The sequence below is a fragment of the Duganella sp. GW821-FHT07F09 genome (genome assembly GCF_059418705.1).
This window is the reverse complement of the sequence record NZ_JBWKQJ010000003.1, coordinates 486,406-509,192: the sequence shown is the minus strand read 5'-3', so window position 1 is coordinate 509,192 and position 22,787 is coordinate 486,406. Positions and strand designations below refer to the sequence as shown.

Sequence of the window (22,787 nt, the reverse complement as noted above, 5' to 3'; positions counted from 1 at the left end):
TAAAAACCACGCAGTAACCTAACCTTGGGAAAAACCATGCACTATACACAACTTGGCAGTACCGGCTTAAAGGTAAGCCGCATCGCACTGGGCTGCATGAGCTTTGGTCAGCCAGCCCTGCAGGGCACCTGGACACTGGATGAGAAAGACTCGCAGCCGGTCTTGAAACAGGCACTCGATCTTGGTATCAATTTTTGGGATACCGCAAACGTCTACGGATTCGGCTCTTCGGAGGAAATTATCGGGCGCGCCATCGCCAATTACGCGCGACGCGACGACCTTGTGCTGGCGACCAAACTCCACTTTCCCATGCACGGCGGCCCCGGCGGCTCGGGCCTGTCCCGTAAGGCGATCATGGAGCAGATGGACGCCTCGCTGAAGCGTCTCGGCACCGACTATGTGGATCTGTATCAGATCCACCGCTTCGATCCCGCCACGCCGGTGGAAGAGACGATGGAAGCGCTGCACGACCTGGTAAAAGCCGGCAAGACCCGCTACATCGGCGCCTGCTCCATGTGGGCATGGCAATTCGCCAAGATGCAAACCGCCGCCGCGCACAATGGCTGGACACGTTTCGCGACCATGCAGCACCAATACAACCTGGTGCATCGGGAGGAGGAACGGGAAATGTTCGGCCTGCTCGCGGACCAGGGCGTGGGTTCCCTCCCCTGGAGTCCGCTGGCGGCGGGCCTGGTGGCGCGTCCCTGGGGCCGGACCGGCACCACCAGGGGCAAGGAAAACCCGGCAAAGGATATGGCCGACCGCCCGTTGTACCTCGACAGCGACCGCGCGATCGTCGACGCGGTCGAAAGGATCGCGGCGACGCGCGGCGTGTCCATGGCCACCGTCGCATTGGCCTGGGTGTTAAACAATCCCGTCGTGACCTCGCCGATTGTCGGCGCGACCCAACCCCAACACTTGGCCGACGCGGTGGCGGCGCTCGATCTGGATTTGACCTGCGAGGAACTCGCGGCACTCGAGCAACCGTACGCGACGCGCATGCCGACCTATTTCTAACAGGTGGCGGCCAGCGCAAATCGCCGGCCAATCGGCTCCCCCAGGAAACCGACTGGCGGGGCAATTGCATGAAGGTTATAATGAGTGATTACTATCATTACCCAAGCGCCCAGACCTTGCGTCGGCGGGAAAAGACCCATGGCTCGTCCGAAAAGTGAAGAAAAACGTTTGGCCATTTTGACGGCCGCCGCGGAGGCTGTGGCCGGGCACGGGCTGGCGTCCGCTCCGACCTCGTTGATCGCCAAGAAGGCGGGCGTGGCCGAGGGTACCCTGTTCAGATATTTCGCCAACAAGGATGAGCTGCTGAACGAGCTTTACCTCCACATCAAACAGGGAATGGGCGAAGCGATGATGCGCACGTACGCCCCCGCCGCGCCATTTCGCGACCGTGTGCGCCTGATGTGGGATAGTTATATCGACTGGGGAATCGCCAACGAGGTGCTGAGCAAAGCGGTGAATCAAATCGCGATTTCATCGATTCTCACGCCCGCGACCCTGGCCAAGGCGAACGAATATTTCCCCGACCTGGACGTCGCCACCGGTTTTTCCGACAACGCCCTGTTCCGGTGCGATGGCGAGTTCGCGGAAGCGGTCTTCATCGCGATTGCCGACACCACCATGGCCTTTGCCGCCCGCGCGCCACAGGAGGCGGAAATGTATAAGGTCAGCGGATTTTCCGCGATGTGGAAAATGTATGGCGACACCTGAGTATCCGCGGTTATAGCACCGCGGCCTTTAAATGAGTGAGCAATCACGCCCAATGAATGGTTGATATGACAGTTAAAAACATATGTTTGCGAACCGGAGCCGCGCTGCTGCTCCTGCTGGCCGTCGGTCTTTTACCGGCTTGCACATCGTTCCTGCCCAGCTTTGGCAAGCTGCCGGAAGGCTCCAGACTGGAACGGACCACCTCGTCCCGCAATTACGCCAATGGCGAGTTCCAGTACTACCTGCCGACGGATTTGTGGACCGGCGGAGGTTCAAGCTCGTATTTGAAGGAAACGCTGTTCGGCGCAAGCAAACCAGTCCGACCGGACCACTCCCTGCCCATCGTCCACACCGATCTGTCGGCGCTCGATATCCGCAAGGATTTGGTGGTTTGGCTTGGCCACTCGACTTATTACATCCAGCTCGCCGGCAAGCGCATCCTGCTCGATCCGGTGTTAAGTTCGCATGTCTCGCCGGTGCCGGCGATCGCGCGCGCGTTCGACAGCGACGCCCTGTTTGCCGATTTCCCCTTCTCCGCCGCCCGCATGCCGGAGATCGACTACGTGCTGATCTCCCATGATCACTGGGACCATCTGGACTACGCCACGCTCGCCGCGCTCAACCCGAAGGTCAAGGCCATCATCACCCCGCTGGGCGTCGGCGCGCATCTCGAGCGGTGGGGCTACGCGCCGGCCAAGATCCACGAGGCCGACTGGAACGAGCAAATCACGCTGGAACCGGGCCTGACCATCCATGTCTTACCGGCGCGCCATTTCTCCGGCCGCGGCTGGCGTAGCAATCAAACCCTGTGGGCCGGCTACCTGCTGGAGACGCCCGGGCGCAAGATCTTCTACAGCGGCGACGGCGGCTACGGCCCCCATTTCGCCGACATCGGCAAACGGTTCGCCGGGGTCGACCTGGCGATCATGGAAAACGGCCAATACGACGCCCACTGGGCGCAGGTCCACATGATGCCGGAGGAAGCGGTGCAAGCCGCGCTGGACGTGCGGGCCAAAGCGGTGATGCCGGCGCACGCTGGCCGGTTCGCGCTGGCCGGCCACGCGTGGGACGAGCCCTACGAACGCATTTCCGCCGCCAGCGAGGGCAAACCGTTCCGGCTGCTCACGCCCATGATGGGCGAGGTGGCCGAACTGGATAACGCCGCCGGTTCTTTTTCGCCCTGGTGGAAAAGCAAGGCGCAAGAAAAGTAACCTCCCCCCGTTTCACCGTAGTTTTTCATCCAACCGAATAGGAGCTGCCATGCAAAACCCAAACCAAAGCAACAAGCTAGTCAACGCCACATTGAAGACCCTGACGCTGACGATGGCCTCGGCGTTGATCTTTTCATCGGCGCACACCGCCGCCTACGCGCAAACGGCCACGCCGGCCGGCCAGCCGGCAGCCGTCAAAAAAGTGTCCTTCAAGAACATGATGGGCACCAAAATCGTCGGCAACGTCCACTACCCGGCGGGGTTCAACAAAAACAAATCCTATCCGGCGATCATCACCATTCCGCCGGCCGGCGGCGCCAAGGAACAGACGGCGGGGCTGTACGCGGCGAAACTGGCGGCGAAAGGCTTCATCACCATCGCCATCGACGGCTCTTTCCAGGGCGAGAGCGGCGGCCATCCCCGCTACAAGGAAGATCCGATCGCGCGCGTCGAGGACATCCGCGGCGCCGTCGACTACCTGGTCACCCTGCCGTATGTGAATGAACAAGGCATCGGGGTATTGGGCATCTGCGCCGGCGGCGGCTACGCGGTCAGCGCGGCGATGACGGAGCGCCGGCTCAAGGCCGTCGGCGTGGCGGTGCCCGTCAACGGCGGCCGGGAAAATCGCGCCGCCGGCGGCGAGGCGACCATCGCCACCCTCGATACGATCGCCAAGCAACGCACCGCCGAGGCGCGCGGCGCGCAGCCGATGATACTGCCGTGGATAGCCGACGACAGCAAGGACGCGGCCGACATCGACGTGCGCGAATCCTACCAGTACTATCGCACGCCCCGGGGGCAGCACCCGAACTGGCAAAACAAGATACGCTTTGTCAGCATGGACGCGGTGATGGCCTACGATGCCTTCTATCTCACCGAAATGCTGCTCACCCAGCCGTTGCAAATCGTCGTCGGCAGCCAGCCGGGCGCCTTCGGTTCCAATCTCGATGGGCACGAGTTGTACAAGCGTGCCGCCTCGTCCCAAAAAGACCTGCTGGTGATGGACGGCGCCTCCCATTTCGACCTGTATGACAATCCCAAATACGTCGACCGCGCGGTCGAGACATTCGCGCGGTTCTACCAAACCTATTTGAAGTGACGCGGGAGCCGTCCATGCAATCTCTATCCCCAACCCTGGTCATCGGCGGCAACGGCAAAACCGGCAGCCGGGTGGTCGAACTGCTTGCCGCCCTCGGCCGATCCATCCGCATCGGTTCGCGCCGCGCCTATCGTCCCTTCGTGTGGGAAGACCCGGCGACCTGGGCGCGCGCGGTCGAAGGCGTCGACCGCGCCTACATCACCTATCCCGACTTCACGGACCCGGAAGCCGGCGAGCGCATCGGCGCGTTCTCCCGCTTCGCCGTCGCCCACGGCGTACGCCGGCAAGTGCTGCTGTCCGGGCGTGGCGACGAGCGCATGCACGCCCTGGTGGAGAACGGCGTCAGGACGTCCGGCGCCTACTGGACGATCCTTCGCCCCGCCTGGTTCAACCAGAACTTCAGCGAGGGATTCTTGCTCGACGCGGTGCTGGCCGGGCGCATCGCGTTGCCGGTGGGCGATGCCAGCGAGCCCTTCGTCGATGTCGGGGACGTGGCCGAAGTGGCCGTGGCCGCCTTGCTCGACGAGCGCCACATCGGACGGACCTACGAGCTGACCGGCCCGCGTCCGCTGAGCTTTGCCGACGTCGCCGGTGAATTGGCGGCGGCCACCGGCCGCGGGATACGCTTCGACGCCGTCACCATGGACCAGTGCCGCGCGTCGTTGCGCGCCAGCGGCCTGCCGGCCGAGTACGCCGACATGTATACGGACATCGTCGGCGGCCGGTTCGCCGCCGCCACCGACGGCGTGCGGCAAGTCCTGGCCAGGGAGCCCAGGGACTTCGCCGACTACGCCCGCCGGGCCGCCGCCGGCGGCGTCTGGAACCCGGGCGGCGCCGGCGCGCCGGCGGACGACTAGTCCATCGGCGCCGGGGCGGGCGGCGTGCCGGCCCGCGCGTCCTGGTCGGCGAACAGTTGCGTCACCACCGAACGCAACCAGATCAACTTGGCGTCGTCGTGGTAACGGCGATGCCAATGCTGCTTCAAGTCGTAGGATGGGATCTCCACCGGGGTCTGCACCACCCGCACCTTGCTCGAGTCGGCGAAGGCGTTGCCGACCGGACGCGGCAACACGACCACCAGGTCCGAATCGGCGATGATGGTCGGAATGCTCATATAGTGCGAGGTCCTGAGCACGATGTTGCGGACGATCTTGCGCGACACCAGTTCCGCCTCGAACATCTCCTGGCTGCGCCCGCCATCCTGGACGAAGGCGTGCTCGGCCTCGGTGAATTGGTCCAGGGTCATGCGCGGCCCCTGGATCGCGTGGCCAGTGCGCACCATGCACACCAGGCTGTGGGAGAACAGGCGCTGCTGGAACATATTGCCCTGCTTGATATCCGGGAAGTAGCCCAGCGCCAGGTCCACCTCGCCCCGGTTCAACGCCTCCTCCAGTTGCGGCGGCGGCAGGCTGACCGAACGCACCCTGGCCTGCGGCGCAGCCTTGCGCAAATAATTAAACAACGCCGGCAGGAACACGATCTCGCCGATCGCGCTCAGGCAAAAAACGAACTCGTCGCGCGACTGGGCCGGATCGAAGGCCGCGCTGCGTAAAATATCGGCGTCGATCAGGCCGATGACCTCGCGCGTCTTGCCGATCACGCGCTGCGCGCGCGGCGTCGGCAGCATCGCCCCGGCCTGGCGGATGAACAAGGGATCGCCGAGCGATTCGCGCAGGCGCGCCAACGCGGCGCTGGCGGCCGGCTGGCTCATCTTCAACTGGGCGGCGGCGGCGGTGACGCTGCCGGTGTCGTATACCGCCACCAGCAGGCGCAGCAAATTAAGATCCGTTTTCATGGCGCAGTGGTGGGTTTCTGATCATCCCGCCAGTCTATTTCCGAACGGGAAAATATACCAGCCGGCCACGGCAAAAACATCTGAAAACAACGCTCCCCGGCCGGCATCATTTTCCCGCCGCCTGCTTTTTCCACCAGGGGGAAAAAGACTGGCTGGCATTATCCAGTTCGGCCACCTCGCCCATCATCGGCGTGAGCAGCCGGAACGGTTTTCCCTGGCTCGCCGCCGAGATGCGCTCGTAGGGTTCGTCCCACGCGTGGTGGGCCAGCGCGAAACGTCCCGAACCGGCGGGCATCACAGCCTTGGCGCGCACGTCCAGCGCCGCTTGTACCGCCTCCTCCGGCGTCATGTCCACCCGGGGCCAACGCGCGTCGTACTGGCCGCTTTCCATGAGCGCCAGATCGACACCCTTGAACCGTTTACCGACGTCGGCGAAATGGGGGCCATAGCCGCCAGCGCCGCTATAGAAGATCTTCCGCTTGGGCGTCTCCAATAGGAAACCCGCCCACAAGGTTTGATTGCCGCGCCGGCCGCGGCCGGAGAAGTGGCGCGCCGGCAGGATATGGATGGTCAAGCCGGGCTCGAGAGTGACTTGCTCGTTCCAGTCGCCCTCATGAATCCTGGACGGCGCGTAGCCCCAGCGCTCGAGATGGGCGCCGACGCCCAGCGGGGTGACGATCGCCTTCACCTTGGAATTGAGCGCGGTAAGCGTGGCGTAATCCAGGTGGTCCCAGTGGTCGTGCGAGATCAGCACATAGTCGATCTCCGGCATCTGGTCGGCGCGGAAGGGAAAGGTGGAAAACAGGGCGTCGCCGTCGAACGCGCGCGCGATCGACGGCGCGGGCGAAGCGTGTGAGCTGAACACCGGGTCGACCAGGATACGCTTGCCGGCCAGTTGGATGAAATAACTTGAATGACCAAGCCAAACCACCACATCCCGGCGGATATCCAGCGCCGACAAATCGGTGCGCACGATGGGCAACGGATGGTCGGGCCTGAGCCGTTCGTCCACGCCGGACGGGGTTTCCTTCACGGGCGACGGCGACCCGGCGCCGGTCCATGACGCCGTCGTGCCGGGGTAGCGGAACGCGCCGTTGGCGTAATTCGGCGACGCGGCGATCCGTTCGAGTCTGCGGCCGTCGGGCAGCCCGCCAAAGCTCGGCACGAAAGTTGAGCAGGACTGCAAAAGACCCACGGCCAGCAGCAACAGCGCTCCAACCCCGGCTCTGAGATACACATTTTTCAACATTCATGAACACACTTGAAAACAACGTCTATTTGACTGGAAATGCCCAGCCGGGCACCTCCAGAACCGATACCGCCCGATCAGAAGGAATGGCGCAGGCCCGTCATCACCCCGTTCTGCGTCATGCCCGCGCCGACCGTGCCGCCGGCGTCGAGCGCGATGGCCGATAGCCCCGAATTTTTCATCCTGCCCAGCCCGCCGTACACGGCGGTGCGTTTCGACAGGTTGTAAGTCACCCTGGCGACCAGCATCGTGGCGTCCGCGTCGCTGCGTTTCAGGTCGCGGCGGGCTACCTGGGTGTCGAAGGTGAGCAGCGGCGTCAAGGCATAGGTGACACCGGCATAGTACAAGTCCGATTCGGACAGCCCGGCGACGGCGCGCGTGGTCCGGTCGACCATGCCGCCGCCCAGTTTGACCGCGCCGGTCTTGACATAGCCATGCACGCCGATGCGCCGGTCGCTGTTGTCGCTGCCGGTCAAGCCGCCGGCCGCGCCGGTGTTGCCATACAAGATGTCGTAGACGACGTTGAAGCCGTACGCCGGCTTCTCGTAGCCCAGCAAGGCGGTGACCTGGCGGCACGCCTTGCCGTTGCCGGCGACCTCGCCCGGGCAACCGGTGGCGCCCGGTCCGCCGGCCGCCGACGTGTCGCGGCCGGTGCTGTAGGTGGCCCCTACCACCAGATCCTTGAAGTTGCCGAGGTAGCCGACCGCGTTGTCGCTGCGGGCGTTCGGAAAGTAGCCGTCGATGCTGCTGATCGAAAACAGGTTCGGCCCCATCACATCCGACTTGAGGATGGAGATAAACGTCATGTTGATCTGGCGGCCCAGGGTCACGGTGCCGAAATCGCCCTTGAGGCCGATCGAGGCCTGGCGCCCGAACAGGCGGTTGCCCTGGCTGATGCCGCCGCTGTCGAGCAAGATCCCGGTTTCCAGCGTGAAGACGGCCTGCAGCCCGCCGCCCAGGTCCTCGGTGCCGCGAAAGCCCAGCCGCGACGGGAAGGAGCCGGTCAGCGACGGCATCCTGGTCGCCGAGGCGCCGGCGGCGCTGGCGTTGGTCGTGTGGACCAGGCCGGTATCGAGCAGCCCGTACAAGACGACCGAGCTTTGCGCCATGGCGCTCGACGCGGTCGAGACGGCGAGCAGCGCAAGCGCCCGGCGTATGCTGGTTTTCATTGTTGTCTCCATTTTTATTTGGTATTCAATGGGCGTTGACCACGGCGCCGCCGGCCGGCTTGCGGTAGCGGGCGTTGATGGCGTACAGCGCCACGGCGGCCAGCGCGGTCGGGATGGCGACCATCTGGAACAACGACGCCGGATCGGCGAACGCGGCCATCAGCGCGCCGCCGATCATGGAGCCGACGATGGAGCCGATGCGCCCCACCGCCAGCGCCCAGCTGATGCCGGTGGCGCGCGCCGGGGTCGGATAAATGCCCGCCACGAAGGCGTTCATGCCGGTCTGCGCGCCGACCACGCCGAAGCCGACCACGAAGGCGACGAAGGCCAGCCAGCCCGGCTCGGCGATCACATGGCCCAGCGCGGCGATGGCCGCCCCCGACAACAGGTAGGTCAGCGACAGCACCAGGCAGGGATTGACCTTGTCCATCAGGCGCGCCAGCAGCACCGCGCCGATGGTGCCGCCCAGCGGCACCATGGCGGCGATGCGGGCGGCGTCGGGGATCGAGTAGCCGGCGCCGCGCATGATGGTCGGCAGCCAGCTCGACAGCAGATAGAACACGAACAGCGAGCAGAAATACGCCACCCACACCAGCAGGGTGGCCTTGGCGTGGCCGTCGACGAACAGCAGCGCGATCGGCGAGCTGGTTTTGCCAACCGCGTCGCCGGCCACGATCTCATGGTCGTCCCAGCGGTTGTCACCGGCGATGCGGCGCACGATCTTGTGTAGCGCCCGCTGACGTGTGGGGTCGGCAGCCAGGTAGCGCACCGACTCGGGCAGCCACAGCCACAATGCCGGCAGCAACAGCAACGGCGCCACCCCGCCCACCACCAGTACCGCGCGCCAGCCGTAATGGACGATGATCTGCGCCGACAACGCGCCGCCTAGCGCGAAACCGAGCGTGAAGCCACAAAAGCTCAGCGTCACGAGCAGCACGCGCTGGCGCTGCGGCGAATACTCGGACGTCAGCGCGATGCAGGTGGGCATGGCACCGCCGAGGCCGATGCCCACCAGGAATCGTATCAAGGTCAACATCTCCAGCGAGCTCGAGGTGGCCGAAAACAGCGTGCCGGCGCCGAACACGGCTACGCTAATGAGCATGGCGGCCTTACGCCCGATGCGGTCGGCGATGGGACCCATTAGGAAGGCGCCGATCATCAGGCCGAACAGTCCGGCGCCGAACGCCGGGCCCAATTGCGCCGGCTTGAGCCCCCATTCCTGAGTCAGCGCCGGCGCGATGTAGCCGATAGCGGCGGTGTCGAAGCCGTCGATCGCCACCACCACAAAGCACAACACCAGCACCAGAATCTGGTAGCCCGACAACTTGCTGGCGCCGATGATCTGGTCGACCGTTACTGTATTTTTTATAGTCATTTTTGTCTCCTCTTGGTTTTTCGTTAAGGCCGGTCAACGCCGGCTTAAATCCAGTGCGACGTCGACGATCATGTCCTCCTGGCCGCCGACCATGCGGCGCCGGCCAAGCTCGATCAGGATGTCGACGGTCTTCAGTTCGTAGCGCGCCGCCGCCGCCTCGGCGTGGCGCAGGAAGCTCGAGTACACGCCGGCATAGCCCAGCGCCAGCGTTTCGCGGTCGACCCGCACCGGACGGTCCTGCAGCGGCCGCACGATGTCGTCGGCCGCGTCCATCAGCGCCAGCAGGTCGCAGCCGTGGTTCCAGCCCAGGCGCGCGGCGGCGGCGATGAACACCTCCAGCGGCGCGTTGCCGGCCCCGGCGCCCATGCCGGCCAGGCTGGCGTCGACGCGGTCGCAGCCCTCCTCGACCGCGACGACGCTGTTGGCCACCCCCAGGCTCAGGTTGTGGTGGGCGTGGATGCCGGTCCGCGTCTCCGGCTTGAGCACGTCCTTGAAGGCGCGGAAGCGCGCGCGCACCTGGTCCATCGTCAGCGCGCCGCCGGAGTCGACCACATACACGCAGCCGGCGCCGTACGACTCCATGCGCTTGGCCTGTTGCGCCAGCTCCGCCGGGGAGATCATATGGCTCATCATCAGAAAGCCGACGGCGTCCATCCCCAGCTCCCTGGCGCAGGCGATGTGCTGGCGCGCGATGTCGGCCTCGGTGCAGTGGGTCGCCACGCGCACCACGTGGACACCGGCCGCGTGGGCGTTCCTCAGGTCGTGGATGGTGCCGATGCCGGGCAGCAGCAGGGTGGCGATCCTGGCCTGGCGCACGGCGTCGGCCGCCGCCGCGATCCACTCCAGGTCGGTGTGGGCGCCGAAGCCGTAGTTGAAGCTGGAACCCTGCAGGCCGTCGCCGTGGGCGACCTCGATGCTGTCGACGCCGGCCCGGTCGAGGGCGCCGGCGATCTCGCGCACCTGCGCCAGCGAGTACTGGTGGCGTACCGCGTGGCTGCCGTCGCGCAGCGTCACGTCGGAGATATATAGCTTCTTGTCGTTCATGTCAGTTCTCCAGGTAGTGCAGATGCTCGGCGTAGCGTTCGGCGCAGGCCAGCGCCGCGCTGGTCATGATATCGAGGTTGCCGGCATACGCGGGCAGATAATGCGCGGCGCCCTCCACCTCCAGGAAGACCGAGGTCTTCAGGCCGCCCAGCAGGCCCAGTCCCGGGATGTTGAGCTCGCGGCCGGCGCCGAACTCCTCGAACTGCACGCGCTGCTTGAGGCGGTAGCCGGGCACGTATTGCCGCACCTGCTCGACCATCTCCAGCACCGCCGCCTCGATCCGCGCCTGGTCGGCGAGGTCGGAAAGGCAGTACACCGAGTCGCGCATCATCATCGGCGGCTCGGCCGGGTTGAGCACGATGATGGCCTTGCCGCGCGTGGCGCCGCCCACCGACTCGATCGCGCGCGAGGTGGTCTCGGTGAACTCGTCGATGTTGTCGCGGGTGCCGGGGCCGGCCGAGCGGCTCGACATCGACGCCACGATCTCGGCGTAGTGCACCTTGGCCACGCGCGAGACCGCCGCCACGATCGGGATCGTGGCCTGGCCGCCGCAGGTGACCATGTTCATGTTGCGGGCGCCGCGCTGCTGTTCCAGGTTCACCACCGGCACCACGTAGGGACCGATGGCGGCCGGCGTCAGGTCGATCACCTGCTTGCCGTGCTGTTGCAGCAGCGCGTTGTGGCGGTGGTGGGCGCCGGCGCTGGTGGCGTCGAACACCAGGCCGATGTCGGCGAAGCCCGGCATCGCCAGCAGGCCCTCGATGCCCTCGTGCGTGACCGGCACGCCCAGCCGCGTGGCGCGCGCCAGGCCGTCCGAGGCGGCGTCGATGCCGACCATCGCCCCCATTTCCAGGTGGCGCCCGTGGCGCATCACCTTGATCATCAAATCGCTGCCGATGTTGCCGGAGCCGATGATCGCTACCTTGATTTTTTTGTTCATGATGGTCCCCCTGTGTGTGGTGTCAGCGGCCCAGCGCCTTGGCGCTCTGGCCGCCGATGCCGAAATGGTTCTTCGGCAGTTCGTGCAGCAGCACGCGCACGCTGTCGCGCTTGGCGCCCAGCGTGGCGGCGGTGGCGTCGGTGATGGCGCCGATCAGCGCCTCCTTGAGCTCGTCGCTGCGGCCTTCCATCAAATGGACGTGGATAATGGGCATGGTCGATTCCTTTCCGGTTCAGGTGAATTGCATGGACACGCTGCCCAGCCACTGGTAGTCGACGGTGACGCGGTCGCCCGCCTCCACCCGTATCGCCTCGGTGGCGCCGCCGGTCATGATCAGCACGCCGGCAGGGATCTCCCGGCCGCGCGCGCCCAGCATGTTGGCCAGCATGGCCACGCTGGCGGCCGGATGGCCCAGCACGGCGGCGCCGGAGGCGGTGGCCGCCACCTCGCCGTTCTTGCGCAGCACGATGCCGAGGTTTTTCAGGTCCAGCCCGACCGCGTCGTGGTAGCTGGCGCCGAGCACATAGCGCGCCGCCGAGGTGTTGTCGGCGATGACGCTCTTGAGGTCGAACTTGAAGTGCTCGTAGCGCGAGTCGATCACCTCGACGGCGGCCACCACGTAGGCGGTGGCGGCCAGCACGTCGCCGATATGGCAGCCGGGACCGCGCAGCGGACGGTTCAGCACGAAACCGATTTCCGCCTCCACCTTCGGATGGATCAGTTTTTCCATGCTGATGTCGGCGCCGCTTTTGAATTCATGGTCGCCGTTGAGGAAGCCGTAGATCGGCTCCTTGACGCCCATCTGCAGGATCTTGGCGGCCGAGGTCAGGCCCATCTTCAGGCCCGCGACCGGCACGCCGCGCGCCGCCTTGGCGGCGCGGATCAGGTCCTGGATCGCGTAGGCGTCGTCCCAGTCCATGTCCGGATGGTCGTCGGTGATCTTGCGCACGGCGGTCACGTCGAGCTCGGCCCGCTCCAGGTGCGCGGCCAGCGCGGCGATGGTGTGTGGTGTCAGTTTCATTGGTGTCCCTAGTAAAAACGTACTTCGGCCGAGCCGATCCCGCCGAGGCTCATGCGCAGGCGATCGCCGCGCGCCACCGGCACCATCGCCGCCAGCGATCCCGACAGGATCACTTCGCCGGCGTGCAGCGTCTGCCCCAGTTCGCCCAGCGTGTTGGCCAGCCAGGCCACCGCCGCCAGCGGATGGCCCAGCGCCGCCGCGCCGGCGCCGGTGGCGACCACCTCGCCGTTCTTCTCCAGCGTCATGCCGACCGTCGCCAGGTCGACCGCGCGCGGATCGGCCGCGCCGTCGCCCAGCACGAAGCAGCCGGAGGAGGCGTTGTCGGCCACCGTGTCCTGGATCGCGATCTTCCAGTCGCGCACCCTCGAATCGACGATCTCGAAGCACGGCAGCACGCAGGCGGTGGCGCGCAGCACGTCGGCCTCGGTCACGCCGGGGCCGGCCAGGTCGTGCTTGAGGATGAAGGCGATCTCACCCTCGGCCTTGGGGGCGATCAGGCTGTCGATCGGCACCGCGCCGTCGTTGTGGACCATGGCCGAAGTCAGGTGGCCGAAGTCCGGCTGGCCGACCTTGAGCATCTCCATCACCACCTTGCTGGTGACGCCGATCTTGTGGCCGATCAGGCGCTCGCCCCGTTCCAGGCGGCGGCGCAGCAGGTCCTGCTGGATGGCGTAGGCGTCCTCCAGCGTCATGCCGGGCACGCGCTCCGACAGCGGCGCGACGGGCGCGCGCTCCAGCAGCGCTTCATACAACTGGGCGCCATGGGTTTCGATTTCTTGCTGGTTCATAGTGTCCTCAAAGTTTGATGCAAACGTTACGAAGTTCGGTGTAGAACTCCAGCGAATGGACGCCGCCCTCGCGGCCGATGCCGGACTGGCGCGAGCCGCCGAACGCGGTGCGCAGATCGCGCAGGAACCACGAATTGATCCAGCAGATGCCGACCTTGAGCCGCTTGCCCATGCGGTGCGCGGTGCCCACGTCCCTGGTCCAGACGGTGGCCGCCAGGCCGTAGCGGGTGTCGTTGGCCAGCGCCACGGCCTGCTCCTCGGTGTCGAACGGCGCCACGTGGCAGCACGGCCCGAAGATCTCCTCTCGGATCAGCGCCGAGCTTTCCGGCAGGCCGGTCCAGATGGTCGGCTGCACCCAGGCGCCGGCGGCCAGCGCCGCCGGCATGTCGGGCACGCCGCCACCGGTGACCACGGTGGCGCCCTCCTCGGCCGCGCGGCGGTAGTAGCCCAGCACCTTGCCGCGGTGCTCCTGCGACACCAGCGGCCCGAAGTTGGTGTCCTTGTCGTTCGGATCGCCGGGGCGCATCGCCTCGGCGCCGGCCTTGAGCGCGGCGACGAAGCGCTCGAAGATGGGCCGCTGCACGTACACGCGCTCGGTGCCCAGGCACACCTGGCCGCTGTTGAAGAAGGCCGAGCGCAGGATGCCGGCCACCGCCGCGTCGAAGTCGCAATCGGCGAACACGATGCCCGGATTCTTGCCGCCCAGTTCCATCGACACCGGCCGGATGCCGCGCGCGGCGGCGGCCATGATGGCCTCGCCGGTGCCGGTCTCGCCGGTGAAGGTGTAGGCGTCGACGTCCGGATGCGCGGTCAGGAAGGCGCCGGCCGAATCCTGGCCGTAGCCCTGCACCACGTTGTAGACGCCGGGCGGCACGCCGACCTCGTTCATCACCTCGGCCAGCAGCGCCGCCGTGGCCGGCGTCTCCTCGGACGGCTTGACCACCACGGTGTTGCCGCAGGCCAGGGCCGGGCCGACCTTCCAGGTCATCAGCAGCAGCGGCAGGTTCCACGGGCAGATCACGCCGATCACGCCCTTGGGCACGCGCACCGCGTAGTTCAGGGCGTCGCCGCCATCCGGCGCCACCATCTCGAAGCTCTCGGTGGCGACGTTCTTGACGACATCGGCGAACACCTTGAAGTTGGCCGCGCCGCGCGGCACGTCCAGGTGGCTGGCCATCGCGTACGGCTTGCCGGTGTCGGCCACCTCGGCGGCGACGAACTCGCCGAAGCGGGCCATGATGCCGTCGGCGACCGCGTGCATCAGCTCGGCGCGTTTGGCGGTCGACATCCTGCCCCAGGGGCCGTCCAGCGCGGCGCGGGCGGCGCGCACGGCGGCGTCCACCTCGGCGCGGCCGGCCTCGCTGACCATGCCGATCAGGGAGTTGTCGGCCGGATTGCGGTTCTCGAAGCGGCGTTCGCTCTCGACCCATTGTCCGTCGATGAAGTTGGGGAAGCCGGCGGGTCTCTTCGTACCCATCGTGTTGATTGTGCTCATTGCGATTCCTGTGTCGTGGAGGGTGAGAGTTCGGGATCGCCGTCGGTCAGGTAATCCCACATGCGTTCATAGATGCGGCCGGTGCCGACCGCGCGCGCGCGCGCCTCCTGCTCGCTGAGCACGGCCGCCTGGGCGTCGAGGCCGGCGGCGCGCAGTTGCCAGTCGGTGCTGGCGGCGTCCTCCATGTACCAGGTCAGCACCACCGCCCGCTCCAGCGACGGCGCCGCGATCACCAGGCCGTTGCCGCGCATGACGACGGCGTTGCCGCCGTCCATGGCCAGCGCCACGGCGGCCGCCTGCGCTTCGGTGCGGATCAGTTGCGGGTCGTCCCACAGCGGCACCGGATCGGCGAAATAGGCACCCATGCCGTGCAGCCGGCGCGGCGTGCGGCGCGCCGCCGACAGCGACATCACCGTCGGCGGCATGCTGCGGATGACGGCGCCGGCTTCCGGCTGTTGGCGATAGATGTGCTGGTGGATGCGCACCTCGCCGAGCACGCCGTCGGGCAGTTCGCCATGCACCGGCACGATGACGCCCTCGTCGCCCGGCCCGATCAGCGCCATCGGTTTGGCCGCGCAGACCAGGAAATGGCCGGCGTCGAGCCGCATGCTGCAATGGCCATAGGCGTGCACCAGGCCCGCGCGCGCCAGCGCCCGCGCCGCCACCCGCACCTTCAGTTGGGCGGCGCGGCTCATTTCTTGAACTCCGGGATGTCGGGCCGCGAACCCCACTGGCAGAACGAGTCCGGCACGAACGGAAACTGGCGCGGAACATAAGTGCGCTCGTCCTCCTCGGTGATGGTGCGCACGCCGGTGGAGTATTCGAAGGTCAAGCCGTCCGTGCCCTCGAAGTACAGGAACATCGCGCCGGAGGTCGGATGGCGTCCCGGGCCGAAGCGGATCGCGATTTTCTTCTCCATCAGGATGTAGTAGGCGCGCATCAGTTCGTCGATGCTTTCGACCTGGTGGTTGATGTGCTGGATGCCGGCGTAGGTCGACGGGAACAGCGCGATCTTGTGGTGGATATCGTCGATGCGCAGCAAGGGCGCGTCGCCGATCCAGTCGCTCACCTTGGCGCTGCACAGCGTGGTCCAGAAGGCCTCGTCGCGCTTGGCGTTGGTGGTGCGCAGGCCGACGTGGCTGAAGCCGGTGATCTTGACGTCGCGCGTCGGGAAGTAGCGCTGGCCGCTGTGGTGCGGCGCCAGCACCAGGTCGATCTTGTTGCCGGTCGGGTCCTTGAAGGTCAGGAAGCCGCGCGCATGGCGCTGCTCGCATTCGTCGGCCGTGCCCACGTGGATGCGGAAGTCGTTGGCTTCCAGCGTGGCGGCCGCCGCGTCGAAGGCGCCGGCGTCCTCGATCTCAAAAGCCGTGGTGTGGTCGCCGGGATCGCCTTCGAAATAACACAGCGTGTGGTCCCGGCTGTCCGAGCGCAGGTACAAGGCCTTGCCTTCGCGGCGAGCGACCTGCAGCCCAAGGACCGTGGTCGCGTAGTGTTCGGCGCCCGCCAGGTCGCGTGTGCCCAGTCTGACATAGCGTATGTCATGCAAGTTGATCATGCCGTCTCCTTTTCAGATGCTTGCTGTTATGACTCCACTGTAGAGAAGGCATCGGCATGTGAATAGCGAATGTTTTGGATTGGCGGTATTTGCTTTTTTTATAGTGGCGCATGGCCGTCGGAGGCCGGCGACAGGTCCGCACGGCGGTATCGTGGCGCACGCAGGATTCCGCGCACGTGAGAAAAAAAAGGGGGGGGGGAGGAAAAGCTGGAGCGGGCGCGGCGGTCAGCGCGCCTCGTCACGCGGGACATCCGCGGGGGCCGATGCAGCGGCGCGGTCACCGGAAGGGGCGGCGGCGACATCGCCGGCCTTGTCCAGATGGCGCAGCAACATGGCATGGGCCCCGCGACGCGCCACCGCCAGGATGAATTGCAAATCGTCGACGTCGGTATTATTCATTGATGTTCGAATCGAATGACGGGCGGCTAGGGTTTGAAGACGCCCGAACCGACGAAATAGTTGTCGTTGCGGACAAGGTAAAACTGCCTCAGTTCCATCTTGCTGGTGACAGGATTATTCCAGCGGAATTCTATCCAGCCCGTCCCCTTGGTGTTGGCGATCTCGATTTGCTCCTTGACGAAGTACTTGCCATCGAGATCCTTGATCTGCAGCAGGTTCTTTCCGACGAGCTTGCGGTTGGCGCCGTTCGCCAGCACGTTTCCCCGCAGATCGACCACCACCACGTACAGCTCGCCTTCAATGAACTTGCCCTTGGGATCGTTGAAGTCGGCCAAGGCCTTGGCCGTGTCGTTGGCCTTGATATGGGCGACCGCCCGGTCGACGAAAGCGACCGCCTCGTCCTTGGTGGCGCGCCGCTCGGCGGCGATGGCCGGCACAACGGCCAGCGTCAGACACAATGCAAGGATAGTCCTGCGTTTCATGATGGTCTCCCGTATTTTTCACTACACTGTCGCGATCCCCAGTATGGAACAGCCGTCGGCTTCTGAACAGTAAATATTTTGGATAGGGCGTATCCGTTTTTTTTATGGATGGTGGTCGGGCCATGGATTGGTCCGGAACGCGTCGACCAGCCAGTTGATCAGCAATCTTATTTTGGCCGGCACATGCTTGCGACTCGGATAAACGGCATAGATGCCCAGTTCCGCCGATCGGAATTCGGGCATGAGTTCGACAAGTCCGCCCGTTCGAAGATGCTCTCCGACCAGGAACGTCGGCTGCAAGGTCACGCCCTGATGTGACAATACCGCCGCGAGGTTGGTGTCGCCGCTGTTGGTCTGAAAACAGGGCTGGGTGCGCACACTGACTTTGCCGTGTGGGCCATCGAACTGCCATTCGTTCCCGGTCGACCAGTAGTTATAACCAATGATCGAATGATCGAGCAACTCGGTGGGATGCCGGGGCGTGCCGCGCGCCTCGAGATATCGCGGCGACGCGCACAGCACCATGCGGGTGGTCGACAGGCGCCTGCTGACCAGCATGGAATTCGGCAGTACGGCGATGCGGATCGCCAGGTCGAAGCCCTCGTCGACCAGATCGACCACGCGGTCGGACAGGGTGACATCGAGCGTGATCCTGGGCTGCAGGGTTCTGAACTTTCCCCAAAGTGGCGCCAAATGGTGTATGCCGAAAGTCACCGGCGCGTTCACGCGGATCCGGCCGCTGGCATCGGTGTTCCCCGAGCTGATCTCCGCCTCCGCCTCGTCTATAAAGGACAGCACTTCCTTGCACCGCGCATGGAACACCTCGCCTTCTTCGGTCAAGGACAAGCGTCGCGTCGTTCTGTGCAAGAGCCTGACGCCCAGCCGCGCTTCCAGATCACCGACATACCTCGACACGGCCGCCTTGGACATCGCCAGCGCACTTGCCGCCCTGACAAAACTGCCGGCATCGACGACCGCGGCGAAGGTCTGCATCTCCAGGAATTTGTCCATGTTGTCTCGCTCGATGGAGTGGTTTTAACTCGGGTTGAGGATTCCCGGCAGCATACAGGATATGTCGACCGGGCATCGGCCCGCGTCATTGTCTCGATTCAAGGAATGGTAGATCCCGCGATGGGCTGTTTATCTGGATGCCGCCCGATCCTATACTCCGATCCACCTTCCGCCACACCCACAACGAGCATCAGCATGGAACTTTTTCCCAGTTTGTACATCTCGCACGGCGCGCCAACCTACGCGCTTGAACCCGGCATCGCCGGAACCGGCCTCGCCGCGCTCGGGCGCGCGCTACCGCGGCCGCGCGCCGTATTGGTGATCTCCCCCCACTGGATGACGCCGGTGCCGCTGGTGACCATGTCGCCCCGGCCGTCCACGATCCACGACTTCGGCGGTTTTCCCCGCGCACTGTACCGGCTCAGCTACCCGGCCCCCGGTCATCCGGCGTTGGCGGCCCGCGCGCTCGAGGTGCTGCGCGCCGCCGGCTATCCAGCCGAGGGCGATGCCATCCGCGGCCTCGATCACGGCGTGTGGGTGCCGCTGATGCACTTGTACCCGCAAGCCGACGTGCCGGTGCTACAAATCTCCATGCCTATAGGGATCGACGCCGACTCCGCGTTCGCGCTCGGGCGGGCACTCCAACCGCTGGCGGCGGAGGGCGTGCTGGTCGTCGGTTCGGGCAGCCTCACGCATAACCTGCACGACTATCACCACCAGCGTGGCCGCGATGAAGACTACGTCGCGGAATTCGCCGCCTGGATCGCCGCGGCGGTGATCGCCGACGACCACGATCGGCTGCGGCGGGCGATGACGATCGCGCCGCACGCGCGCCGGGCGCACCCGACACCCGAGCACTACTTGCCGCTGCTGGTCGCCGCCGGCGCGGCGACCAATCGTCTTCCCGTCACCGTGCTGGAGGGCGGCATTTCCCACGGCATGCTAGCGATGGACTCGTTCCTGTTCGGGCAAGCCATTTCATTGTCGCGATAAAACCACCTTACCGGATTTTCATCATGCATCTCAAACCTGCCACATCACCGTCCTACCATCCATTCTCGAAATGCCTGCATTGGGTGATGGCCGCCCTGTGGATCGCGGCCTGGCCGATCGGCTTCGCCGCGGTCCACATGCGTGAACAATGGAACGTCCACCACGGGTTGACCACCCTGCACAAGGAAATCGCGAGCACCATAATATTCCTGACCGCGCTGCGCATCGTTTGGCGCCTGACACATCCCATTCCCGATCTGCCGCCGACGGTTTCGCCAACGATGCGGCGCGTCGCACATCTGGGCCATCTGGTGTTGTACGCGTTGGCGTTGATCGCGCTGCCGTTATCGGGTTGGCTGTGGAGTTCAGTGGCGGACAAGCCGATCTTGATGCTGGGCTTGATCCCCTTGCCGCCACTGACCGCCCCCGCTCCGGAATACTACGATTTAGCCAAATTGGTCCACCAGTTGTTGTCGTGGAGTCTGGGACTGGCCGTCCTCGGCCATATCGCCGCGGCTTTCAAACATCATCTGATCGACCGGGATGGAATACTTGGCAGCATGCTACCGGTCCGAAAAACGGACAAACCCTGAACAAAGACATTAGAAGGAGTCCAGCCCGGAAAACGCGGTCAGTTCGATGAAGAGGGCGACTTGGCGATGTCGCGATACGGCCACCAAGCTATCAGTCAGCGGCCATTCATCGGCCCGCCGCGGCGTTACGCTTAAGGCCCCTTAAACAATGGTTTAAACGCCATACCATAACTATACAAGAGACAATTTATGAAAAAAAATCCAGCCCAAGCGGTAGCTGTCGCCGTCCTGTCAGCCGCGGCCGCGCTGCTGCCGTCGGCGGCGCATGGCGAGGAAAGCTTCCAGATCAACCAGATATCTTTTCTGGCGACGGATCGCGCGAAATTAAATGCCATCACCGGAGCGGGGACCGACACCGGCACCATGCAAAATCTCCAATACGAGCATTTCGGATCGACCAAGTGGGGATACTTCTACTTCGATCTGGAAACGTTTCATGGAAACGGCGTGGGCGCCTTGCCGCCGTTTGAAAGCAAGGGCAGCGCTTTCGACATGTATACGGCCGTCACCCCCGCCGTCAGCCTGTCGAAAGTGACCGGCCGCAGCTTCACCATGGGCCCGCTCTCCGATGTCTCGTTGATCTTCCTGGGAAGGTTGTCGAGCTACGCGCGGTTTCAGTCCGCCGGCGTCGGTCTTTCATTCAACTTTTACGTCCCCGGCTTCGACTGGTTCGAGTCGGGTTTGATGACCCAGGACTCGAAATGGAATGTCGAACCGGGCACCTTCAACACCAATACCGGCAAAAATTATACGCTCGATAAAAACAAATTGATGTGGCGTACATACTTGATATCCAAGCCGCTCGATATCGGATCCGAGCGTTTCCACTACAGTTTCTTTTCGTTCATCAATACCAGCGGCAACGGAAAGGACAATCGACATGGCACCGAATATTTTCTACGCCACGATCTGCTGTGGGAACTCGGCGGCAATTCCGACTATCAGCTGGGAATACGCCTCGAACAAACGCGACACAATAATTCGCCGCTGATCAACTTCGGGAGGAACACCTACAAATCGAATGTGCCCTTTCTCATGTTCAAAGGCGTGCTGTAGCGCCTGAACGCCTCCCCCACACACCCTCACCAACCCACCAAGGCTTTACCATGAAATTCATCGCAATCCTGCTTGCCGCCACAACCCTCTCCGCCACCGCGGTCGCCGCGCCGATCACATTCAATGTCGATCCGACCCACGCGATGCCGCGCATTACCTATACCCACTTTGGATTTTCCTCCCAAATGATCCGCTTCGAGAAAATGAGTGGCAAGCTCGTCCTGGACTTCGACGCCAAAAGCGGTACGGCGGAGTTCGACATCGACATGGACTCGGTCGACGGCGGCCACCCCATATTGACCAAGCATCTCAAGAGCGCGGATTTTTTGGATGTCGGTAAGTTTCCAACCGCAACATTCAAGTCCACCCAGATCGTGTTCGACGGCGACCGGCCGGTGGCGATCAACGGCAACCTGACGATACACGGCGTCACGCTGCCGGTGACGTTCACGGTCACCGCATACAAGCATGGCCCGCACGGCGGTCTTCAAAATCGGGAGGCGGTGGGCGGCAACGCGACGGCCTCGATCTCGCGCACCGCGTTCGGTGTCGGCCGCTTCGCGCCGAACGTCAGTGATGACGTGAACATCAGCATCGGTCTGGAAGCGATTCGCGACTAACCGGCCGCTCCTCAAAACCGGGCAACCGGGCGCATGCCCGGTCGCCTGCTCATCCGGCGGCGGCGAACCGCACCGTTTCGCGCGCCGCATCGACACTCCTCAGGCCGGCGTATCCGGCCGCACGCCCTCGTAGGCCTGCTGCAGCAATTGGCGGATGGCGCCGCGTTCCAATGGCCGAGGGTTCGGATATGCGTTGGTCGTCGCCAGGACGGCGGCGGCGTCCAGATCCTCCGGCTTGAGCCCGAGTTCGCGCAACGCGACCGGGGCGCCCAGTCCATGCGCCAGGTCCCACACGCCGCCGGCGGCGGTCTCGCTGCCGAGGGCGCGCGCGGTGCGCCGCATCGCTTCGGGCGCGGCGGCGGCGTTGTAGGCCAGCGCATGCGGCAGAATGATGGTGTGCGTCTCGGCGTGCGGCAGGTTGAAGGCGCCGCCAAGCGTATGGCACAGCTTGTGGTGCAGGGCCATGCCGACGCCGCCGAGCACGGTGCCGCAGAGCCATGCGCCGTACAGGCAGCGGCCGCGCCCGTCCATGTCGTCCAGCTGGCCTCGCAGCAGCGGCAAACCTTGCGCCAGCGCACGCATGCCCTCCTCGGCCAGCATGGCCATGATCGGGTTGCCGTCCCGCGCATACAGGCCTTCGGCGGCGTGGGCGATGGCGTTGATACCGCTGCTCACCGACATGGCGAAGGGCAGCGTGCGCGTCAGCTCGGGGTCGTAGATCACCGTGCGCGGCAGGACGCGCGCGTCCCTCCCGGTCTTCTTCACGCCCGCTTCGGTGATGCCGTAGATCGGCGTCATCTCCGAACCGGCGTAGGTGGTCGGGATGGCGAGGATAGGCAATCCGGATTCCAGCGCGATAGCCTTGCCCAGGCCGGTGGTGGAACCGCCGCCGATGACGATCGCGCAGTCGGCCCCAAGGCGCCGCGCCTCGTCACGGGCCTCGCGCGCGCTTTCGATCGGCACGTGCATCACCGCCCTGGCGTAGACGCCGGCGCAGCGCGGGCCCAGGCGCTCGGCCACCATCTCGGCCAGCGCGCGCTGCTCGGGGGTGGACAGCACCAGCGCCTTGGCGGCGCCGAGCAGGTCGACCTCGCGCTCCAGGTGGCGCAGGGCGCCGGACTCGAATACCACGCGCGGAATGAGGTTCTGATAGACAAATGAGAGCAT

At 65.0% G+C, this 22,787-nt stretch carries 25 protein-coding genes; 9 read left to right on the top strand and 16 right to left on the bottom strand.

The window, feature by feature from the left end; genetic code table 11:
* Positions 1-36 precede the first annotated feature (36 nt).
* The 5 genes from AC07P1_RS10745 to AC07P1_RS10725 all read left to right on the top strand — a co-directional run bounded on the left by AC07P1_RS10745 (position 37) and on the right by AC07P1_RS10725 (position 4,892).
* Positions 37-1,017: an aldo/keto reductase gene (locus AC07P1_RS10745; RefSeq protein WP_494695790.1), complete on the top strand. Its 981-nt coding sequence runs from the start codon at positions 37-39 to the stop codon at positions 1,015-1,017.
* Between the two features lie 138 nt (positions 1,018-1,155).
* Positions 1,156-1,725 (top strand): TetR/AcrR family transcriptional regulator, encoded by a 570-nt coding sequence (locus AC07P1_RS10740; protein ID WP_494695789.1) that lies wholly within the window; start codon positions 1,156-1,158, stop codon positions 1,723-1,725.
* Between the two features lie 86 nt (positions 1,726-1,811).
* Positions 1,812-2,936, top strand: coding sequence for an MBL fold metallo-hydrolase (locus AC07P1_RS10735; protein WP_494695788.1), 1,125 nt, complete (start codon positions 1,812-1,814; stop codon positions 2,934-2,936).
* A 49-nt stretch (positions 2,937-2,985) separates the two neighbouring features.
* A complete protein-coding gene (locus AC07P1_RS10730; protein WP_494695787.1) occupies positions 2,986-4,035 on the top strand; it encodes an alpha/beta hydrolase in 1,050 nt (349 codons plus the stop codon).
* A gap of 14 nt (positions 4,036-4,049) precedes the next feature.
* Complete coding sequence (locus tag AC07P1_RS10725) at positions 4,050-4,892, top strand: Rossmann-fold NAD(P)-binding domain-containing protein (protein WP_494695786.1); 843 nt, start codon at positions 4,050-4,052, stop codon at positions 4,890-4,892.
* On the opposite strand, the gene AC07P1_RS10720 is transcribed toward AC07P1_RS10725, so the two are convergent.
* The 15 genes from AC07P1_RS10720 to AC07P1_RS10650 form a co-directional block, all read right to left on the bottom strand.
* Positions 4,889-5,830: a LysR family transcriptional regulator gene (locus tag AC07P1_RS10720; RefSeq protein ID WP_494695785.1), complete on the bottom strand. Its 942-nt coding sequence runs from the start codon at positions 5,828-5,830 to the stop codon at positions 4,889-4,891. The two genes, AC07P1_RS10725 and AC07P1_RS10720, sit on opposite strands and share 4 nt — an antisense overlap.
* Positions 5,831-5,936: 106 nt before the next feature.
* Positions 5,937-7,037 (bottom strand): MBL fold metallo-hydrolase, encoded by a 1,101-nt coding sequence (locus AC07P1_RS10715; RefSeq protein ID WP_494695784.1) that lies wholly within the window; start codon positions 7,035-7,037, stop codon positions 5,937-5,939.
* A gap of 119 nt (positions 7,038-7,156) precedes the next feature.
* Positions 7,157-8,248, bottom strand: a complete 1,092-nt coding sequence (locus AC07P1_RS10710) for a porin (RefSeq protein ID WP_494695783.1) — start codon at positions 8,246-8,248, stop codon at positions 7,157-7,159.
* Positions 8,249-8,273: 25 nt separating this feature from the next.
* On the bottom strand, positions 8,274-9,623 hold the full coding sequence (locus AC07P1_RS10705) for an MFS transporter (RefSeq protein ID WP_494695782.1): 1,350 nt from the start codon (positions 9,621-9,623) through the stop codon (positions 8,274-8,276).
* A gap of 33 nt (positions 9,624-9,656) precedes the next feature.
* The gene (dmpG, locus tag AC07P1_RS10700) at positions 9,657-10,667 is read right to left on the bottom strand and encodes a 4-hydroxy-2-oxovalerate aldolase (RefSeq protein ID WP_494695781.1); all 1,011 of its coding nucleotides are present in this window, start codon (positions 10,665-10,667) and stop codon (positions 9,657-9,659) included.
* A 1-nt stretch (position 10,668) separates the two neighbouring features.
* Positions 10,669-11,607 carry an acetaldehyde dehydrogenase (acetylating) gene (locus AC07P1_RS10695; RefSeq protein WP_494695780.1) on the bottom strand — a complete coding sequence of 313 codons (939 nt, stop codon included), beginning with the start codon at positions 11,605-11,607 and terminating at the stop codon, positions 10,669-10,671.
* A gap of 22 nt (positions 11,608-11,629) precedes the next feature.
* Positions 11,630-11,821 (bottom strand): 2-hydroxymuconate tautomerase, encoded by a 192-nt coding sequence (thmT, locus tag AC07P1_RS10690; RefSeq protein ID WP_494695779.1) that lies wholly within the window; start codon positions 11,819-11,821, stop codon positions 11,630-11,632.
* 18 nt (positions 11,822-11,839) lie between these two features.
* Complete coding sequence (gene dmpH, locus AC07P1_RS10685; protein ID WP_494695778.1) at positions 11,840-12,628, bottom strand: 2-oxo-3-hexenedioate decarboxylase; 789 nt, start codon at positions 12,626-12,628, stop codon at positions 11,840-11,842.
* Positions 12,629-12,636: 8 nt separating this feature from the next.
* Positions 12,637-13,416 (bottom strand): 2-oxopent-4-enoate hydratase, encoded by a 780-nt coding sequence (gene dmpE / locus AC07P1_RS10680; RefSeq protein ID WP_494695777.1) that lies wholly within the window; start codon positions 13,414-13,416, stop codon positions 12,637-12,639.
* 7 nt (positions 13,417-13,423) lie between these two features.
* Entirely contained in the window at positions 13,424-14,911 is a 1,488-nt protein-coding gene (locus tag AC07P1_RS10675) for a 2-hydroxymuconic semialdehyde dehydrogenase (protein WP_494695776.1), read from the bottom strand.
* On the bottom strand, positions 14,908-15,606 hold the full coding sequence (locus AC07P1_RS10670; RefSeq protein WP_494695775.1) for a class II aldolase/adducin family protein: 699 nt from the start codon (positions 15,604-15,606) through the stop codon (positions 14,908-14,910). The genes AC07P1_RS10675 and AC07P1_RS10670 overlap by 4 nt, the downstream gene beginning before the upstream one ends.
* Positions 15,603-16,466: a VOC family protein gene (locus AC07P1_RS10665; RefSeq protein WP_494695774.1), complete on the bottom strand. Its 864-nt coding sequence runs from the start codon at positions 16,464-16,466 to the stop codon at positions 15,603-15,605. The genes AC07P1_RS10670 and AC07P1_RS10665 overlap by 4 nt, the downstream gene beginning before the upstream one ends.
* Before the next feature lie 225 nt (positions 16,467-16,691).
* Positions 16,692-16,865, bottom strand: coding sequence for a hypothetical protein (locus AC07P1_RS10660; RefSeq protein WP_494695773.1), 174 nt, complete (start codon positions 16,863-16,865; stop codon positions 16,692-16,694).
* A 26-nt stretch (positions 16,866-16,891) separates the two neighbouring features.
* Positions 16,892-17,347, bottom strand: a complete 456-nt coding sequence (locus AC07P1_RS10655) for a cache domain-containing protein (RefSeq protein WP_494695772.1) — start codon at positions 17,345-17,347, stop codon at positions 16,892-16,894.
* A 102-nt stretch (positions 17,348-17,449) separates the two neighbouring features.
* Positions 17,450-18,358: a LysR family transcriptional regulator gene (locus AC07P1_RS10650; RefSeq protein ID WP_494695771.1), complete on the bottom strand. Its 909-nt coding sequence runs from the start codon at positions 18,356-18,358 to the stop codon at positions 17,450-17,452.
* A 195-nt stretch (positions 18,359-18,553) separates the two neighbouring features.
* On the opposite strand from AC07P1_RS10650, the gene AC07P1_RS10645 reads away from it, so the two are divergent.
* From AC07P1_RS10645 to AC07P1_RS10630, 4 genes are all read left to right on the top strand, one after another.
* Positions 18,554-19,351: a dioxygenase family protein gene (locus tag AC07P1_RS10645; protein ID WP_494695770.1), complete on the top strand. Its 798-nt coding sequence runs from the start codon at positions 18,554-18,556 to the stop codon at positions 19,349-19,351.
* A 23-nt stretch (positions 19,352-19,374) separates the two neighbouring features.
* Complete coding sequence (locus AC07P1_RS10640; RefSeq protein ID WP_494695769.1) at positions 19,375-19,944, top strand: cytochrome b; 570 nt, start codon at positions 19,375-19,377, stop codon at positions 19,942-19,944.
* 189 nt (positions 19,945-20,133) lie between these two features.
* Positions 20,134-21,000, top strand: coding sequence for a hypothetical protein (locus AC07P1_RS10635; protein WP_494695768.1), 867 nt, complete (start codon positions 20,134-20,136; stop codon positions 20,998-21,000).
* Positions 21,001-21,050: 50 nt separating this feature from the next.
* Positions 21,051-21,620, top strand: coding sequence for a YceI family protein (locus AC07P1_RS10630; protein WP_494695767.1), 570 nt, complete (start codon positions 21,051-21,053; stop codon positions 21,618-21,620).
* A gap of 99 nt (positions 21,621-21,719) precedes the next feature.
* On the opposite strand, the gene AC07P1_RS10625 is transcribed toward AC07P1_RS10630, so the two are convergent.
* The gene (locus tag AC07P1_RS10625) at positions 21,720-22,787 is read right to left on the bottom strand and encodes a maleylacetate reductase (RefSeq protein ID WP_494695766.1); all 1,068 of its coding nucleotides are present in this window, start codon (positions 22,785-22,787) and stop codon (positions 21,720-21,722) included.

Bases quoted from the DNA above. Each gene is read 5' to 3' on its own strand.
- AC07P1_RS10745 (WP_494695790.1), top strand. From the start codon at position 37: ATGCACTATACACAACTTGGCAGTACCGGCTTAAAGGTAAGCCGCATC.
- AC07P1_RS10740 (WP_494695789.1), top strand. From the start codon at position 1,156: ATGGCTCGTCCGAAAAGTGAAGAAAAACGTTTGGCCATTTTGACGGCC.
- AC07P1_RS10730 (WP_494695787.1), top strand. From the start codon at position 2,986: ATGCAAAACCCAAACCAAAGCAACAAGCTAGTCAACGCCACATTGAAG.
- AC07P1_RS10725 (WP_494695786.1), top strand. From the start codon at position 4,050: ATGCAATCTCTATCCCCAACCCTGGTCATCGGCGGCAACGGCAAAACC.
- AC07P1_RS10720 (WP_494695785.1), bottom strand. From the start codon at position 5,830: ATGAAAACGGATCTTAATTTGCTGCGCCTGCTGGTGGCGGTATACGAC.
- AC07P1_RS10710 (WP_494695783.1), bottom strand. From the start codon at position 8,248: ATGAAAACCAGCATACGCCGGGCGCTTGCGCTGCTCGCCGTCTCGACC.
- AC07P1_RS10705 (WP_494695782.1), bottom strand. From the start codon at position 9,623: ATGACTATAAAAAATACAGTAACGGTCGACCAGATCATCGGCGCCAGC.
- dmpG (WP_494695781.1), bottom strand. From the start codon at position 10,667: ATGAACGACAAGAAGCTATATATCTCCGACGTGACGCTGCGCGACGGC.
- AC07P1_RS10695 (WP_494695780.1), bottom strand. From the start codon at position 11,607: ATGAACAAAAAAATCAAGGTAGCGATCATCGGCTCCGGCAACATCGGC.
- thmT (WP_494695779.1), bottom strand. From the start codon at position 11,821: ATGCCCATTATCCACGTCCATTTGATGGAAGGCCGCAGCGACGAGCTC.
- dmpH (WP_494695778.1), bottom strand. From the start codon at position 12,628: ATGAAACTGACACCACACACCATCGCCGCGCTGGCCGCGCACCTGGAG.
- dmpE (WP_494695777.1), bottom strand. From the start codon at position 13,416: ATGAACCAGCAAGAAATCGAAACCCATGGCGCCCAGTTGTATGAAGCG.
- AC07P1_RS10675 (WP_494695776.1), bottom strand. From the start codon at position 14,911: ATGAGCACAATCAACACGATGGGTACGAAGAGACCCGCCGGCTTCCCC.
- AC07P1_RS10670 (WP_494695775.1), bottom strand. From the start codon at position 15,606: ATGAGCCGCGCCGCCCAACTGAAGGTGCGGGTGGCGGCGCGGGCGCTG.
- AC07P1_RS10665 (WP_494695774.1), bottom strand. From the start codon at position 16,466: ATGATCAACTTGCATGACATACGCTATGTCAGACTGGGCACACGCGAC.
- AC07P1_RS10660 (WP_494695773.1), bottom strand. From the start codon at position 16,865: ATGAATAATACCGACGTCGACGATTTGCAATTCATCCTGGCGGTGGCG.
- AC07P1_RS10655 (WP_494695772.1), bottom strand. From the start codon at position 17,347: ATGAAACGCAGGACTATCCTTGCATTGTGTCTGACGCTGGCCGTTGTG.
- AC07P1_RS10650 (WP_494695771.1), bottom strand. From the start codon at position 18,358: ATGGACAAATTCCTGGAGATGCAGACCTTCGCCGCGGTCGTCGATGCC.
- AC07P1_RS10645 (WP_494695770.1), top strand. From the start codon at position 18,554: ATGGAACTTTTTCCCAGTTTGTACATCTCGCACGGCGCGCCAACCTAC.
- AC07P1_RS10640 (WP_494695769.1), top strand. From the start codon at position 19,375: ATGCATCTCAAACCTGCCACATCACCGTCCTACCATCCATTCTCGAAA.
- AC07P1_RS10635 (WP_494695768.1), top strand. From the start codon at position 20,134: ATGAAAAAAAATCCAGCCCAAGCGGTAGCTGTCGCCGTCCTGTCAGCC.
- AC07P1_RS10630 (WP_494695767.1), top strand. From the start codon at position 21,051: ATGAAATTCATCGCAATCCTGCTTGCCGCCACAACCCTCTCCGCCACC.
- AC07P1_RS10625 (WP_494695766.1), bottom strand. From the start codon at position 22,787: ATGCTCTCATTTGTCTATCAGAACCTCATTCCGCGCGTGGTATTCGAG.